The organism is Dictyobacter alpinus, from assembly GCF_003967575.1.
Lineage (GTDB): Bacteria > Chloroflexota > Ktedonobacteria > Ktedonobacterales > Ktedonobacteraceae > Dictyobacter > Dictyobacter alpinus.
Genome location: NZ_BIFT01000001.1, coordinates 1,245,846 through 1,262,810 on the forward strand (window position 1 = coordinate 1,245,846; position 16,965 = coordinate 1,262,810).

A 16,965-nucleotide genomic window follows, 5' to 3' on the forward strand; every position below is an offset into this window, starting at 1 on the left:
TTTACTAGTGGAAGCCATTGTACAAAGTTAATTTAAGTGATTGCATTGTATGTTCTATAATAGCATATATTATTTTTGCTGTACAATAGGCAAAAATGGATAGGTATAACTGTTAAATTGGTTGTAGCGTACGATCCATTGAGAGGTCTGCCTGTTCGATTTTCCATGAACCATCTGGCTGTCTATCTACACTACTATTCCAGCGATAATATTGCACGACCTTAGCGGGATATCCTTGCTCGCGCACCTGTAAGTTCAGGGTAATCCCTACATCGCTCCTGGAATGCTCTACCATTTGACGCACCACAATGTCGCTATGCAGGAATTGGTGATAGCTCAACACAAATTGCTCATAGCTCATGTGTTTCTGAAATCCTGGACTACATAGTGCATAAGCTGCCTGATAATTATGTTGATTAAGGTCTTCATAAAACTGATTTATGAGCATGCCAGCCTGTTCCGAAGAGGTTAATGTAGGACTGGCAAAAGCTCCGAGAACATGGAGAAAGCCGAGGGTTACAATGGCAACTAGCAAGATGAGTGGCGTGCACTTCAACAACAAAAATTGTAGCACATGAGACTTGCGGGAAACGGTAGATGCACGTAGATAGATTCTCTTTTGAGGAGCCGTGAATCCGCTAATCTTCATATCGGGAATATTTTCAATCATAACTGGTGTGGCAGTGTCTGGGATCGGGGCAGGAAGCGTTGCCGCAGGTGCGGAAATGTATTCAGGTATACCAGGATCGGCCAGAACAAGTATAGGCTCTGCTGGATGGATATGATGCGCTCTATGCTGCTGTCCACTATCCACTGACGTAAGTGCCAGAGCAAACGCTCTGACCAGTTCACCGGCCGATTGATAACGCTCTTCAGATTTCTTGGCGGTTGCTTTCTGTAACACCCTGGTTATGCCCAGAGGCAGGTCAGGATTCAGTGTATGAATCGAAGGCAGTGGTTCCTGAAGGTGTTGGCGCATAATAGCATACGTACCATCCGCTTTAAATGGCACATGGCCGCATAACATTTGAAATAAGAGAATGCCTAATTGATAGATATCAGAAGATATAGTCAATGGCTCACCTTGAACCATTTCAGGGGACATGTATAGTGGCATAGTAGTTTGATCCAGCAACCGATCGCCACCACTTCCTGCATCATACATAGACATGACCGCGAAATCAGTCAGTACCAGATGATCATCAGGATAAAGCAGACAATTTGCTGGCTTTAAATTACCATGGATTATCTGCCGGGCATGCAGATAATCGAGGGCGGACGCGACCTGGAGCAAATATGAGAGAACTTGCTGAGTTGGTAGCTTACCATACCTCTTTAAAGCTTGATCAAGACTACCACCGCCAATATATGGCATCACCAGATAGGCCTGTTGATTACAATCATCGTAATCCAGCAAAGAAATCACATTTGGATGATCCAACTGCGTAATATTCACGATCTCATGGGAGAACTTTAAGCTTGAATCACGGTCAACTGAAGGATGCGATTGCGCTACCTTTACAGCCACCAGACGCCCGGGATGTAGTTGTCTGGCCAGGTAAACGGTGCTCCAATCACCATAGCCAACAATTCTTTCGAGGGTATAATTTCCCAGGATCGTTCCGATAAAATCATCGTTTACCTTCATGAAGACCTACGCCCTTTTCACTAAAATAACTGGTACAGGGTTAAAAGGCTTGCAAATAAGGGTATGGAATAGTTCAAACGCTTTACATTATGATAACTCGAAAAAGCGAAAAGGGAAACAACTGTTGATAGATAGAGTGAAGAATTTGCGCGCAAAAAAAGGATTCGTTATATATATATAACGAATCCTGAAGTGTTTTTCTTTGCTGTACCTTTGTCAACAACCAGATACTGTATATCCTCAATTTTGCCGAGTCACTGGTCAGCCATGATTGAAGCTGAGAAGCACTCACGCGAGGTCCACGATGAAGATACTATGTGAAACAAGCCGTACGATCATTAGGGCGACTTCGCTGCGCCTGTTACCAGGTGTCCACGTGTCGTCTATCTACCAGGTCGTCTTCCTGGGATCTTGACTTTCCGAAGAAAGTGGGAAAACTCGTCTTGGGTGCGGCTTCGCGCTTAGATGCTTTCAGCGCTTATCCCTTCTCGACATAGCTATCCAGCTCTGGCCCGGGCGGGCCAACTGGCGCACCAGCGGTCGAGCCATCTCGGTCCTCTCGTACTGGAGATGACGCCCCTCAATTTTCCTACGCCCACGACGGATAGAGACCGAACTGTCTCGCGACGTTCTGAACCCAGCTCGCGTGCCGCTTTCATGGGCGAACAGCCCAACCCTTGGGACCTACTCCAGCCCCAGGATGCGACGAGCCGACATCGAGGTGCCAAACCTTGCCGTCGATGTGAACTCTTGGGCAAGATAAGCCTGTTATCCCCGGGGTAGCTTTTATCCGTTGAGCCACACTCCTTCCACTCGGGAATGTGGGATCACTAAGCCCGACTTTCGTCCCTGCTCGACCTGTCCGTCTTGCAGTCAAGCTCCCTTCTGCCTTTGCACTCTTACGGGTGATGTCCATCCACCCTGAGGGAACCTTTGGGCGCCTCCGTTACTCTTTGGGAGGCGACCGCCCCAGTCAAACTACCCGCCTGATCTTGTCTACGTCCCGGCTCACGGTGACGTATGAGAAACAAACCGCAACGAGAGTGGTATTTCACTGTTGTCTCCCCCTCCCCCAAAGGGAAAGGTTCTCCGACTCCCACCTATGCTACGCACGCTTCAACTCGTTTCCAGGTCAAGGTGTAGTAAAGCTCCACGGGGTCTTTTTGTCCTGTCGTGGGTAACCCGTATCTTCACGGGTACTTCAATTTCGCCGAGTCCTCTGTCGAGACAGCGCTCAACTCGTTACTCCTTTCGTGCGGGTCGGAACTTACCCGACAAGGAATTTCGCTACCTTAGGACCGTTATAGTTACGGCCGCCGTTCACCGGGGCTTAGATTCGCAGCTACGTGCACCGCTCCTCGTAACCTTCCGGCACTGGGCAGGAGTCAGCCCCTATACTTCCGCTTTCGCGTTCGCAGAGACCTGTGTTTTTGGTAAACAGTCGGTTGAGCCAATTTCTTGCAACCCCCTCACGCCATCCCGAAAGATATCGCTACTAGGGCACCCCTTCTTCCGAAGGTACGGGGTCAATTTGCCGAGTTCCTTAACAGAGGGTCGCTCGATCACCTGGGGAGATTTCCCCCTGCCTACCAGTGTCGGTTTGCGGTACGGGCGGAGAAGATTCTGGCGAGAGGCTTTTCTCGGCGGCGTAGGGGCCAATGACTTCCGCAGACTTGCGTCCGCTCGCTGCACGTGTCATGCACAGGAAACCGGGATTTTCCTCGGTTTCGCACTTCGCCGTACAGACCCATCCTGTCCAATCGATGGGCTCACCTTCCTTACCGCGTCCCCCCATTGCTCATCACAAATTTCTCCGGTGCAGGAATGTCCAACCTGCTTGCCATCGCCTACGACTATGACGTCCTCGGCTTAGGACCCGACTCACCCTGGGACGATTGACGGTGCCCAGGAACCCTCAGGCATTCGGTGTGTCTGGTTATCACAGACATGACGCTACTCATTCCGGCATTCTCACTTCTGATCGCTCCACCAGTCCTCACGGTCTGGCTTCTCTGCTCCAGAACGCTCCCCTACCAATCCATCTAGGATGGATTCCATGGCTTCGGTACCTCTCTTAAGCCTCGATACGTTGTCGGTGCCACGACACTCGACCAGTGAGCTATTACGCACTCTTTAAATGATGGCTGCTTCTAAGCCAACATCCTGGCTGTTTGGGCGTTGTGACCCCCTTTGACACTGAGAAAGGATTTTGAGACCTTAGCCGATGGTCTGGGCTGTTTCCCTTTTGACGACGAAGCTTAGCCCCCGCCGTCTCACTTGCATGCATGCTGTCCTGGCATTCGGAGTTTGGTTGAGTTTGGTAACCAGCACTTGGCCCCTAGCTCATTCAGTGCTCTACCTCCAGGATAGTGTTTCATACAGCTGTACCTCAATACATTTCGGGGAGAACCAGCTATCTCCGTGTTCGATTGGAATTTCTCCCCTATCCACAAGTCATCCCCCAGTTTTGCAACACTGGTGGGTTCGAGCCTCGACGGACTGTCACATCCGCTTCACTCTGCTCATGGATAGCTCACACGGTTTCGGGTCGCATCGCCGCAACAGTCGCCTTGTTCAGACTCGGTTGCCCTGGGGCTCCCCAGCTTTAACGCTGGTTAACCAGGCTACGACGATGCACTCGCCGGATCATTCTACAAAAGGCACGCCATCAGCCCTTGGTTCCGCAACGGAACAGTGGCCTCTGACTGCTGGTGAGTACGTGGTTTCAGGGTCTGTTTCATCCCCCTCTCGGGGTGCTTTTCACCTTTCCCTCACGGTACTTGTTCGCTATCGGTCGCTAAAGATGTGTAGCCTTGGAGGGTGGTCCCCCCAGCTTCCCACAAGGTTTCACGTGCCTCGTGGTACTCAGGATACCGATCCACGTTTCTCGCTCGTCCTCTACGGGACTCTCACCCGCTCTGGTTATGCTTTCCAACATATTCAAGTAAGCAAAAATTGTTTGTTATCGGTCCTACAACCCCGACCATCTCGAAAGATGATTGGTTTGGGCTCCTCCCGGTTCGCTCGCCACTACTACGGGAATCTCGGTTGATTTCTTTTCGTCGAGTTACTGAGATGTTTCAGTTCACCCGCTGCCCCCCGTCACTGCCTATGTGTTCAGCAGGCGGTCTCCAGACATCACTCTGGAGGAGTTGCCTCATTCGGAATCTTGGGGTTCATGGCTTGTATGCAGCTCCCCCCAAACGTTTCGCCGGTCTCCGCGTCCTTCTTCGGTCTTTAGCGCCAAGGCATCCACCTCGTACTCTGTGTAGCTTGTTCTCTTCTCTTCATCATGTTTGTTCTGTGAATGCTTGTTTACCGTTCCCTCTCTTGCGAGAAAGAACAGCGATCCTCTGCTTCAACTCTGGCTGACCTATCATGGCTCAGCAAAATTGAAGATATACGGTATTTGGTTGTCAAGGTGCGATGCTGGCAGGTACAACGCCGTAGCGTGGCCCTGTTGACCCCAACATCTGGAGAGTGGAAACCAGCCCAACTGCTGGATGAATACTTTCGTCGTCCTGTTCGACCTGGAAGTGTGACATCATGGTGGTCACAATCACTCATGACCGATGTCAAAGCTCCCTAGAAAGGAGGTGATCCAGCCGCACCTTCCGGTACGGCTACCTTGTTACGACTTCACCCCAATCACTGACCCCACCCTCGACGCTTGCCCCTCTTGCGAGTTAGCCCAGCGGCTTCAAGTGTTGCCAACTTTCGTGGTGTGACGGGCGGTGTGTACAAGACCCGGGAACGTATTCACCGTAGTGTGCTGACCTACGGTTACTAGCAACTCCAACTTCATGGAGGCGGGTTGCAGCCTCCAATCTGAACTGAGGCCAGGTTTGACGAGATTGGCTCCCTCTCGCGAGTTCGCAACTCTTTGTCCTGACCATTGTAGCGTGTGTGTCGCCCAAAGCGTAAGGGCCGTGCTGACTTGACGTCATCCCCGCCTTCCTCCATTTTAAAATGGCAGTTTCGCTAGAGAAATTCAACTAACGACAGGGGTTGCGCTCGTTGCGGGACTTAACCCAACATCTCACGACACGAGCTGACGACAGCCATGCAGCACCTGTGGATCCGCCCCGAAGGGACAACCAGTTACGGCTGGTGCAAATCCATGTCAAGCCTTGGTAAGGTTCTTCGCGTTGCATCGAATTAAACCACACGCTCCGCTGCTTGTGCGGGTCCCCGTCAATTCCTTTGAGTTTTAATCTTGCGACCGTACTCCCCAGGCGGACCACTTACTGTGTTAACTGCGACACTGAAGGGGTCGATACCCCCAACGTCTAGTGGTCATCGTTTACGGCTAGGACTACCAGGGTATCTAATCCTGTTCGCTCCCCTAGCTTTCGCACCTGAGCGTCAGGTACTTCCCAGGACACTGCCTTCGCCATCGGTGTTCCTCCGGATATCTACGCATTTCACCACTCCACCCGGAATTCCGTGTCCCTCTGAAGCCCTCAAGTCAGACAGTATCCGAAGTACTTCGTCGGTTGAGCCGACGACTGTCACCCCAGACTGATCTGACCGCCTGCGTGCGCTTTACGCCCAATAAATCCGGACAACGCTTGCCCCCTACGTATTACCGCGGCTGCTGGCACGTAGTTAGCCGGGGCTGATTCCTCTGGTACCGTCCGTTCTCGTCCCAGAGAAAAGCAGTTTACGATCCGAAAACCTTCATCCTGCACGCGGCGTTGCTCGTTCAGGGTTGCCCCCATTGACGAAAATTCCTCACTGCTGCCCCCCGTAGGAGTCTGGGCCGTTCTCAATCCCAGTGTGGCTGATCGTCCTCTCAGACCAGCTATCGATCGCAGTCTTGGTAAGCCATTACCTCACCAACAAACTAATCGAGCGCAGGCTCATCCTCAGGCGCCCTTGCGAGCTTTGCTCTTCCTCGCGAAAGAGCCTATGCGGTATTGTCGGCGATTTCTCGCCGGTATTCCTCACCTGATGGTAGATTGCCCACGTGTTACTCACCCGTCCGCCACTCCCTACTTGCGTAGGGCGTTCGACTTGCATGTGTTAGGCACGCCGCCAGCGTTTATCCTGAGCCAGGATCAAACTCGCCATCCAATTTTATAAAAGAGTTACTCAACGAGTAACGCTATATTGCATGAGAATTGCGATCAAGGCCAAGTTTTACAACATTGGCTGTAATTTGTTCGCAGATTATTGTGTGATCACCGAACGCGAACGTTCGGGATCGAATTGACAGGAACGTGAAACTTATTCATGTGTTCCAGTTGCTGTTCTGCTTTCCACTCTTCAGTTGTCAAGGTACCATATGAAACGTTTGTTTCATGTGCAACAAGCGCTTGATGTTTTTCGTTTGCTTGTCTCACGTGCTGTAGTATCGCAGATCCATTGGGCTTTGTCAAGCGGTTTTTCAACCAATTTTTGACTGACTCCGAAAGTTCGTTTTTTCTTACCCGCCCGCCTGGCAAGCCAGATGAGCCATTGAGAAAAAGAGCTAGAACTCCCACTGACACAACCTATTGTTGATACAAGTGATGAGATACATGCCATCTCGGAGGAGCCACCTTAACGTGGCACACATGGAGCGAAAGGGACAGGAGCACTCGATACATACTTTATGCAGAAGCGGGTGATTGTCTTGTTTCGACAGCTCAGTGATTATGCCATAACTCCATTAACTCTGTCAAGCACTTTTCATACTTATTTTAACTCGACCACAAAATTGCTACCCTGATTTCTCTACCGTAAAAAGGTTACACGCACAAATGTCATATTCGATAATCCTAATAAGGTGATTCTGTAACCTGAAAAGCCTGCTGTGGCGATAATTTGGTCTCGAGCTGATAGCGTTCAAGCAGGATGCGGAAGAGGGGGTTGACAAAAGTTTTTAGCCGTAGTATTATTCGTTTTGTCAAGAACACCTGTATGTGCAGGTGAGCTGGTGACTTTAGCGAAGAGGGTACACCCGTTCCCATCCCGAACACGGTAGTTAAGCTCTTCCTCCCCGATGATACTACGTGGGCAACTGCGTGGGAAAATAGGAAGTCGCCGTCTCACCCGCCCACATGGGTGTTTTTTGTTGCCTTCAACTAGATCCTATGCACCAATTTTAGCCTCTTTAGATCCATTTGCCAAAATTGTTAAAAGAAATAGCCTCTATACGTATATCTATCTATGAGCAAGAAAAACATGGGCAGACGCTTTTGCTTGCTTGCTGCTTGAAATTTTCATCCAGCAAATACTCTATAGAAAGCATATGCGTAGATGACGATAGAATCCTACGGCCACATTTCTCCTCATCTGTCAGACCATTATGCGATGAATGATGAGCAGATCCAGATTATTTCTCATCAACAAGGTCCACTGCGCGTCATTGCAGGACCAGGTTCAGGGAAGACCTATAGCCTGACACTGCTGGCGATGAACTTGCTTTTATGTGGGCATACCACGCCTGAAGGTATTGTGCTCTGTACTTATACCCAAAAGGCGGCCTATGAAATGCAGGATCGGCTCATGCAAATTGCTCGCACAATCAATTACCAGACCGACCTGTCGCAAATTAAAATCGGGACCATCCATAGTATTTGTAAACAGTTTCTTGTTCGTCATCTTCACCATACTCCGCTGGGAAATAATTTTGAGACGTTAGATCAATTTTCTCAGCAACTATTGATCTATCAACATTTAGATGATCTTTGTACACCTCCAATGCTGGCTTTTTTCGCCGAACAATGGGGCAGTCCCTGGCAGATCAGCAAAAAACTACAGTTCTTGTTTGATAAAATAGCAGAGGAACTCATTGCTGAAAAACTTCTACAGCGTTTTCCGCAGCCACAGTTTGATGCAGCCAGTGATCAACACACGATCGCGTCATTGCTCCCACATATCTACCAAAACTATATTGCCCTGTTACAAAATGCCAATTATGTGGATTTCGCTCATCTCCAGCGTTACGCATATGATTTACTAAAAGAGCCCGTTGCTTTTCAACAAATCGCACGCGACATTCGCTATGTGCTGGTGGATGAATATCAGGATACGAATTATATTCAGGAACAAATTCTGAGCTTATTAGCCTCGGCCACGGGAGAACAGAATCTGTGCGTAGTGGGAGATGAGGATCAGTCCCTGTATCGCTTTCGGGGGGCGACCGTTCGTAATATCCTTGAATTTGTTCATACCTTTCCCGATTGTAAGCAGATTCAACTGACGACTAATTATCGCTCACATGCCACAATTATCGATACCTGCAATCAGTGGATGGCTTCACTAGCCGCCACCTTCCCTACTACGAATAGTGCATTTGCCAATGTCTTTCGTACAGAAAAGGTGATCCGTCCGGCACTACAGCCTGAGCCAACGGCCTCTTATCCGGCTGTGATTACACTGGCCACTGAAGATATATATGCTGAGGCAGAACAGTTTGCACGTCTGATCAGTGAGCTTAAACAACTAGGAAGAATCCAGGACTACAGTCAGGTGGCGATTCTTTTACATAGCGTGCGCTCAGCGTTCAGTAATCCGTATATTGAAGCATTGAAAAACTATGGCATTGCCGCTTACTGCCCACGTGCACGCGATTATTTTGAGCAACCTGAAATTCAATTACTTATTGGCTGCTTCGCGCGTTTGCTGCATTTACAGGATGCTGATTTTACGCAGGAACAAACCAATTTTGTGGACTATCTGCAACTCTGCCAACGACTACTTATACAATCCTGTCGTCAGCATGCCGATTTTAACCGTGAATTGCAGGCCATCCAACAAGAGATCTGGTCGGCTGAAGAGTATGTGGAGACGGCAGAGAAACAACTGGCAGATTACTTTTATCGTCTGATCTTTACCACGGCCTTTGAGGACTTCCGTGCTGAAAAGCTGGCCATGGCTAATCTGGTCATTTTTTCACAACACCTGAAGATTTTTTTGACCAGTTTTCAACATACGACGATTACGAATCGCACGCTGGCCGCCATTCAGTATGATTTCTTTCATACGTTTCTCTATCTACTTCACCTGGATGGCGTTAATCAGTTTGAACATCCTGACGAATTGGTCCCTCTCGATCATGTGCAGATTATGACTATTCATCAAGCCAAAGGACTGGAGTTTCCGGTGGTGATTGTGGGCCGCCTGGATAAAGCTCCTCCACAGGGCGGGAATGAAGATCGGGCGTTGCGGGATTATTATCATCGTAAGCCGATTGAGCCGGAGAAGTATATTCCGGCCTTTGATTTACGGCGCTTGTTTTATGTGGCTTTTTCACGAGCGCGGCAGGTCTTGATCCTCAGTGCTCCTAAGAAGCCACACGCACAGTTTGCCCTGCTCTGGCATAATACGCGTGCCCTGGAATACCATTATCGGGAATTAATGCAGATGCCTCCCGCGGATCCGGTCAGTATGCATGAACCCCCAAAACGTCGGCTAAGCCTGACCAGCCATATCGCCCTCTACGCAACTTGTCCTCGCCAGTTTGAATTTTTACGCGAGTATAACTTTACACCTGCCCACTCGGCCAATACTTTTTATGGACAGTTGATCCACCAGACATTAGAGGGGCTTCATCGCCTGGCCTTAGAGCGGCCTGTCTCTTCTATACATGAGGATCTACTGGTGGATCTGTTTGAGCAGACCTTTTATTTCCTGACCTGTACCGGCATGACGCCTCTGGATCACAGCGCAAAAAACAAGGCGCTGGTACAACTATTACGCTATTTTGATCAAAATCAAGGCATGCTTCGACGTATTTATGATGCGGAACATAGCTTTCAGATTGAGAAGGAAGATTATATTCTGACTGGAAAAATGGATCTTCTGGTGGAGGGTGATCAGGGACTGGAGATTATTGACTTTAAAACTGGTCCTCGACCTGACAAAAATGCGGCCTTGCTTAATAATTATATCCAACAACTCTATTTGTATGCCTATGCACTGGAACGGCGTACGCAAAAATTACCATCTCATCTCTATCTTTACTGGACCGCCGAAAAGAATAAAGCGGATGCGCTGATGGAGATTCCATTTCATGAAGAGGATCTTGAGCAGGTTAATCGTTATTTTGATACTATCAGTAGCCAGATTCTTACTAAACAATTCAATGTCGGGACACCACCACAGGCAACGGTTTGTCAGAGCTGTGATATCCGCTATCTCTGCCAGAAGCAAGGGATAATTCCATGCTAGAAATTATTCATCCCTTCGTGTATGATAGATATGAATTTTTATGGCGTTTCGCCTTTATTTAAAACAATAGCCATTGTTTTCTCATTATCTGGAGATTCTGACTCTATCTTGAATTGAGATAGAGATTATATTTTTGAAGGTTTCCAGCACTATTAATTCATACTATATGCAGTTTTTTGAGCGCCGACTCTTTTGTGTTGTGGAACATAAATTGCATATATGGGCCAATTAAGAGAAAACACATCAACGATTGGATTACAAAATACTATGGACAGAAGAAAACAGTCACTGTTGATCTTTCTCTCTGTTACCATTATGGTGGCACTGATGCTGACCGGTTGTCAAAGTGTGCAGCAGGCTGAGGTACAACCTCAAAGCAAAGATACAACTCCTACTGTTGCGCCTGCTGCAACGTATGTTCCACCCACGCCCCTGGCATCACGTCCGCCCTACCAGCCACGGCCATTACCGGGCGTGCAGAATTGGTCAGGGGTTTCTTCATTTATGTTTGGGTCCAACGATGCATCCTGGGACTGGTCGAAGCAGAATATGGGCAATAATTCAGCGGTGCGCGCTACCGTCAGGGCAGCTGGTATCACGCTTATTCGTACACCGCTCACACGCGCCGATGCGCTGCAGCGGGTGACTGCCATAGAGCAGGCGGGCGCTACCTGTCTGGGTGTCTTGCATCCTGAGGATGCCGCACAGGTTGTGCATATGCTGGGGAAGCGCTGCAATCTTTATGAGTGGCAGAATGAGCCAGATAATGGTGGGCCTAATGTCAATGATTACACACGTTCCTGGAATCAAACGATTCCCACTCTCCGTTTGATTAACACTCAGGCCGCCTTTATTGGACCAGCGGTATCCTTTGCCAATCTTGAGTATATCCATAGCTTTCTACAACAAACAAAGGCTGCTGGTAACTTGCCCGATGCCATAAGCTATCATACGTATCCCTGTACCGATGTAGCTATTACTGCTTGCCCTCAGCATATCGGTGATTACACCATCGCTGTACAAAAGGTGAAAACGGAGATGAAACAAACCATCGGTCAATCCCTGCCTCTGGCAATTACAGAATGGAACTATAGTTGGAAACCTGGCCAGACACCACACGATAATGACTATATGCGGCAGTTTACGACTGCCTCACTCCAGGCACTTATCCAGGCAGGCGTCACTATTTCTAACCAGTTTGATCTGGCAAGTGGTGCGGGTAATGGTTCACTCGATATGATTGATCCAACCACCGGTACCTCATATCCGCAAATCAAGGCGCTTAGTACTGTGATAGAGCAGTATAAACCAAAACAATGAGCTGATACACACCGAGAAAATATTCAGAACTATATTTATCATGGCGCGTACTCTTTTCGTTTCATTTGATGTATTTAACCCATTAGCTGCCAATGGCATGTAATGGATGGATGCGCCGTGTTCTAGTAAATTGTACTATCGATAAAAGAAATATATTACTGATAGTATTGTCTTATTGACTTTTTTCACTCTACATGGTAAAAAACTTATATGTAAGTTCACAAAATTAGATGTAATCTATGTGCAGCCAGTGGATCCAATAGTAGCAGTAAACGAGAATGTATTTTCTACTCTATTCTTTGTGAAGTGCTTAGCCGCTCAACTAGCATGGCTGCCAGTTGAATGCTATTTATGGATTATAATGACTTTTCCCCGGCGCCGTTGCCAAATCCGCATTGAGAGTTTTGATGCACCGGCCACTACTCCTCGGCATTGCAGCCTATGTATTCATTACACACGCTATTATAAGCTCATCGCGTTTTAGATGTTTTGCTGTGTTAAAGATGCTCAGCCAGGATTCTTTGCGCTCTTTTTTCTGGAGCGTTCAGTATACATCTAAATCTTTATAGTCTTATAACTTTTTTTGCATACGAAAGTATAGCTAACACGTTGGACATTCCTGACCTTTTCGTATGCACATATTACCTTTTTAAAGGATTATAAATGCTAAAAAAAATCCCTTCCTTTTCTGGAAAATCACAAGATGAGAAGCCAGGGTCGATCCAACAGGATAGGTATGCAGACAGCCAGGATCCATTATCTACCCCACAAATTGATTTCACTTCTAATGCTGTCGGCGACCACTTTGGCGCTACAATTAATAGTTCAGCTAATACACCCTCTGCTAAAATTGATGTTGACGAAAATACACATAAAATACCTGCAGTGAAGTCCTCCAATATTGATACATCTCCGGTTGAGAACGAGATAACGTCTCCAGCCATACCGGCTGCGAAGCGTTCATCCGAGACAACTATTTCTAAAGCTGGCGTCTATGATTTATCGGTGGTTACACCTACCCGCGATGAACGAGATAACGTTTTACCGTTACTGCAGATCTTGAAATCTGCTCTGGCAGGCATACGGGTCGAGGTTATCTTTGTTGATGATAGCGATGATAATACTCCGGAAGTCGTAAAACAGGCCACGCAAACGTTAGGATCTCCGGATTTTCATGTGCATATTGAGCATCGGGTCAAAGGTCCTGAACGCAAAGGTGGACTGGCGACAGCGGTTGATCTGGGTCTGCATGTGGCTCAAGCTCGTTATGTAGCGGTGATTGATGCGGATTTACAGCATCCACCAGCACAATTGCGCGTGTTTTATGATGAGGCGGTCAAACAAGATGTAGATCTGGTGTTAGCCAGTCGCTATATCAAGGGAGGTAGCCCCGGTGGTCTGGCTGGACCGAGCCGGCTCTTCTTCTCGGTTGGTCTTAAATGGGTGGCTAAGATTCTTTTCCCTTCCCAGCTGGCAGGCGTCTCAGATCCACTTGGCGGCTTCTTTCTCCTCAAACGTTCTTTGCTCAACGATGTGACGTTACGTCCGATTGGCTATAAGATTCTGTTAGAGATCCTGGTACGCTGCCAGTGGCAAAGTCTGGCGGAGGTTCCGTATCATTTTCAGCAACGTGAACATGGCGAGAGTAAAGCTGACTTCCAGCAAGGTGTGTGGGCATTGCAGCATATGGGACGCTTATTTAAAGAGGTGCCTGCTGCCGGACGCGTCTGGAAGTTGGGCGCACTGATCCTGTTGAATGTTATAGCATTGCTGGCGATGTACTTTGTGTATCCATATGCAACCAGCTTCTGGAATCCTCTCAGCATTTTTATCTTTGTGTTTCTGGCTTTAATTAACCTGGGACTTTTAAATCGCTTCGTTTTCCCACCACGCCGTGAGAAAGATGAGCTGCATGAATTTAACTCGCTGGTCTCGGTCGATCAGGAACTAACCTCTGTCATTCCTGCTGTACGTCCTAATATGGTCAAGACGACATCCGCAACGCAGGTTGATAGCATTGCCCAACGACAAACGGTAAGGACTACGAGCGTTCCTTCTGGACTGGGTCGCACAGTTACCAGAAAATCTACCCGTACAAATAAGCTTGGCTCGCTATTGGTCCCGCTCCTGGTGCTGATCGCGCTGGGGTGGATCGGCTATATGGCACTGGGCCTGACGAGCTATGCCTTGCCCAATGCCTGGGTGATTATTGCGGCCCTCTTCTTTGGTCTGAGCATTTCACTGACGGCATCCTATAAGAAGACCAATTTTCACCAGATCATTACGATGCTGCTGGCGATTGCCGTCGGTATCTCATTTATGGACTATGTGAGCTGGCGCTTTGAGGTTACTAACTGGGCTGGCTGGTGGATTGCTGTACCGTTGCTGTTCGCGGAGACACTGGGCGCCGTTCATACGGTAGGTTTGCAGTTTACGCTCTGGCCACGTCAGCAGCTATCGCTAAAACGGACCGAAGATCCTACCCAGTATCCGGTTTTTGTCTTTATCCCTACGGTAAATGAAGGGGTCGCCGTCCTTAAGCCAACGTTGGATGGTATTCTAGGTGCTCGCAAGAGCTATCTGGAGAAGTATCCTCATGGTGAAGTCAATATCGTTTTGTGTAATGATGGCTATGTAGCGAAAGCCCCTGATTGGCAGGCCACAGAAGAACTGGCCCGACAGATGGGGGTCATCTGTATTACGCGCAGGCAGCCGGGCGGTGCTAAAGCGGGTAATATCGAGAATGCGCGTCAGCAATTGGGCGCGACTGGCAACGCATTGATGATCATCTTCGATGCGGACCAGGTGGCGAAAGAAGATTTCTTGCTGAAAACCATTCCTCCGTTTGCCGATCCACGTGTGGGCTGGGTCCAGACGGGACAGTATTATCGTAATCTGGACAACCCTGTGACGCGTTGGGCGGATGATCAGCAGGCGATGTTCTACAACTTGCTCTGCCCTGGTAAGGCGACCTGGAATGCTGCCTTTATCTGTGGCACAAATGTGGTGCTGCGCACCCAGGCCCTGGACGAGATCGGCGGGCTGCCACAGGACTCTGTGACGGAAGATTTCGCGGCCTCGATTTCTTTGCATACACGCTGGAAAAGTATCTATCTGACAGATGTGCTGGCCACTGGCCTGGGTCCAATGGATATGCCTGCTTATTTGAAGCAGCAGCGCCGTTGGGCTATTGGTACACTGGGGGTGATGCGCGAACATTGGCGCGATATTCTGTTGCCGAAAAAAGGTGGTTTGAGCCTGGGACAACGTATTCAGTACTTCCTCGCCTGTACGCACTATCTGTGTGGCATTCGCGATCTGATCTATCTGATCTGTCCTCTGCTCTTCATCTTTACCAGTATTCCGGCTGTCCGGGGCTCAACTCTGGATGCTTTCATCTGGCATTTCGTGCCTTACTTCCTGTCTAGCGCGGCCGTGCTCTGGTATGCGGGTCGGGGTATCACCGGCTTGCGCGGTATTATTATCGGCTTCGGCTGTTTCCCGGTACTCATTGAGAGCCTGGTGGCGGTGATCCTTAAACGTAAGGTCGGTTTTACCGTTACTTCCAAGAAACGTGGCTCGAAAAACTCAAACTCTTACATCTGGATCTATCTAACGTTCCTGGTGGCCAGTATCGCGGCTATCGCCTATTCCCTGTATGCGAATGTGCAGCAACGTGTTTCGATGTTGATCAGTGTGCTCTGGGTCATCTATGCCATTGCGATGCTGAGTAGTTTCTTGTGGCTCTGCTATTGCGACTGGCGTGCGCAGAAGTCTGAGCAGAAGTCGGCTAACGCGCCGCTACAAGAGGGAAGTTTTGACTATCCAGCTCGTACGCCACAACGTATGCAGGGTATGCGTGCAGCCTGGAATAGTGCCTTAGCCCTGGCCCTGGCTGGCCTGATTTTTGCTAGTACCTTCTTCCATGCAACTGGCGCGGCGGCTACGCCATTTACAACCCGACTGGCACCAGGACAAGCCCCATATATAGGTGTTTCTCTACCGGTCACGCTGGTCAAACAGAGACCTGCGCTGGTCAAACAAAAGTTGGGCACCGATCTGGGAATTGTTGGTCGGACGCAGGAGATCAATGATCAATTTGATCGTCCCTGGGCAGACCAACTGGCTGCACAGCATAGTAGCCCCTGGATTACGTTACAATTTGGTGCGTTCCAGCCTAATGGCTTGCCTGCTACTAATTCCAGTCTGCTATCGATTGCGAATGGCTTACATGATGATGCCTTGAAACGCTGGGCACAGCAGGTCCGCTCCTACAATAAGCCGGTCTATATCACTATTCTCCTGCACGTTGATCGCAACTGGTCGCTATCATCGGCGGTGGCCAATGGAGGTATTCCACAGGATGCACCGCGTGCCTGGAAGCATGTACAGAGTGTCTTTGAACAACAAGGGGCCACAAATGTTTCCTGGGTCTGGTCGCCGGCTGATCCCGCGCATGATCAGGCATATGCACCGCCGGCCTCAACTATCGATGCCGTACTGCTGAGTATGATTAGCTATCCTAAAACGAAGTGGACTGATCCCCAAAAGGCGGTCAATGCGGTGGTGCAGCGCTATCCTGACAAACCGGTGATTCTGGAGGTCAGCGCGGCTGGCAATGCGGCCCAAAAAGCGGCCTGGCTTCAAAAGGTAGGAAAAACTGTTGAACAGACACACGACATTTACGCATTGATCTATCACGATGCATCTCCCGCACTTAAAAGCACGGTGAAAGAGAATGATCAGTGGTCGATGTTCTCTGATCCTGCCTCGACCCATGTGATGCAGCAAATTGCGACAACACTGAAACGATAAGAAGTAGCTGTACGTGAAAGTGC

Annotated in this window: 5 protein-coding genes and 3 rRNA genes; 5 read left to right on the forward strand and 3 right to left on the reverse strand. The window is 48.9% G+C overall.

Annotated features, from left to right (window positions below; genetic code table 11):
- Positions 1-112 precede the first annotated feature (112 nt).
- Together EL633_RS04965 and EL633_RS04970 are read right to left on the reverse strand one after the other, a co-directional pair.
- Positions 113-1,648, reverse strand: a complete 1,536-nt coding sequence (locus EL633_RS04965; protein ID WP_126626127.1) for a serine/threonine protein kinase — start codon at positions 1,646-1,648, stop codon at positions 113-115.
- Between the two features lie 318 nt (positions 1,649-1,966).
- A 23S ribosomal RNA gene (locus EL633_RS04970) occupies positions 1,967-4,927 on the reverse strand.
- Positions 4,928-5,057: 130 nt separating this feature from the next.
- Between EL633_RS04970 and EL633_RS04975 the strand changes: the two genes are divergently transcribed.
- Positions 5,058-5,237, forward strand: a complete 180-nt coding sequence (locus tag EL633_RS04975) for a hypothetical protein (protein WP_126626128.1) — start codon at positions 5,058-5,060, stop codon at positions 5,235-5,237.
- Here the strand turns inward: EL633_RS04975 and EL633_RS04980 are convergent.
- Positions 5,238-6,724: ribosomal RNA gene (locus tag EL633_RS04980) — 16S ribosomal RNA — on the reverse strand. It lies immediately after the preceding gene.
- A gap of 840 nt (positions 6,725-7,564) precedes the next feature.
- On the opposite strand from EL633_RS04980, the gene rrf reads away from it, so the two are divergent.
- The 4 genes from rrf to EL633_RS05000 all read left to right on the forward strand — a co-directional run bounded on the left by rrf (position 7,565) and on the right by EL633_RS05000 (position 16,942).
- Positions 7,565-7,681, forward strand: a 5S ribosomal RNA gene (gene rrf / locus EL633_RS04985).
- Positions 7,682-7,891: 210 nt separating this feature from the next.
- Complete coding sequence (locus EL633_RS04990) at positions 7,892-10,807, forward strand: ATP-dependent helicase (RefSeq protein WP_126626129.1); 2,916 nt, start codon at positions 7,892-7,894, stop codon at positions 10,805-10,807.
- Between the two features lie 267 nt (positions 10,808-11,074).
- Positions 11,075-12,127: a hypothetical protein gene (locus EL633_RS04995; protein ID WP_126626130.1), complete on the forward strand. Its 1,053-nt coding sequence runs from the start codon at positions 11,075-11,077 to the stop codon at positions 12,125-12,127.
- A 663-nt stretch (positions 12,128-12,790) separates the two neighbouring features.
- Entirely contained in the window at positions 12,791-16,942 is a 4,152-nt protein-coding gene (locus EL633_RS05000; protein WP_126626131.1) for a glycosyltransferase, read from the forward strand.
- Positions 16,943-16,965 lie beyond the last annotated feature (23 nt).

Bases quoted from the DNA above. Each gene is read 5' to 3' on its own strand.
- EL633_RS04995 (WP_126626130.1), top strand. From the start codon at position 11,075: ATGGACAGAAGAAAACAGTCACTGTTGATCTTTCTCTCTGTTACCATT.
- EL633_RS05000 (WP_126626131.1), top strand. From the start codon at position 12,791: ATGCTAAAAAAAATCCCTTCCTTTTCTGGAAAATCACAAGATGAGAAG.
- EL633_RS04990 (WP_126626129.1), top strand. From the start codon at position 7,892: ATGACGATAGAATCCTACGGCCACATTTCTCCTCATCTGTCAGACCAT.
- EL633_RS04965 (WP_126626127.1), bottom strand. From the start codon at position 1,648: ATGAAGGTAAACGATGATTTTATCGGAACGATCCTGGGAAATTATACC.